This is a genomic window from Flammeovirga aprica JL-4, assembly GCF_012844305.1.
Lineage (GTDB): Bacteria > Bacteroidota > Bacteroidia > Cytophagales > Flammeovirgaceae > Flammeovirga > Flammeovirga aprica.
In genome coordinates, this window is record NZ_JABANE010000462.1 from 1 (window position 1) to 500 (window position 500).

Annotated in this window: 1 protein-coding gene; it reads left to right on the forward strand. The window is 41.0% G+C overall.

The window, feature by feature from the left end; translation table 11 throughout:
* Positions 1–500 (forward strand): hypothetical protein (locus HHU12_RS34955; RefSeq protein WP_169661264.1); only part of this gene is annotated, 500 nt, incomplete at both ends.

Here is a 500-nt window from a genome sequence, read left to right on the forward strand (position 1 = left end):
GGTAATTTATCCACTCCTCATGAATTGGTGAACCGATTGGTGGACAATTATGGTTCTTTTTTACAAGAAAATGCAATGCCTGATTGCCATGAACTTATTACAAAACTACAACAAGACCCTCGCTATGCATCCTTCTTCGTAGAAGGCTCAACAATTAATACCGCAATACAAAATAACCCCTGTATACTTCAAGGAATGTATTCTACAGGAGAAGGACTGGGCTATGATACAGAATTTTGGAAAGGAATAGAATCAATATTTGGTGAACTGACTGAAACCTCTGCCATTGTTGCTTTCAGTGCAATGGTAGGTCCAGCCGTTGTAGAAATAGGTTTACCTTATGCTCTCCAAGGGGGGACATCTATAGCCGAGTGGGCATCTGCACAGGGAGGGCGTAAAAAGCTGAAAGAGGAACTGGAAAGTGCAGTAAAAGCAATAGCAGTAGAAATAGGGGTACAGATGGCTTTCAATATGATTTTGGAGCCTTTCTTTAGTGAAGA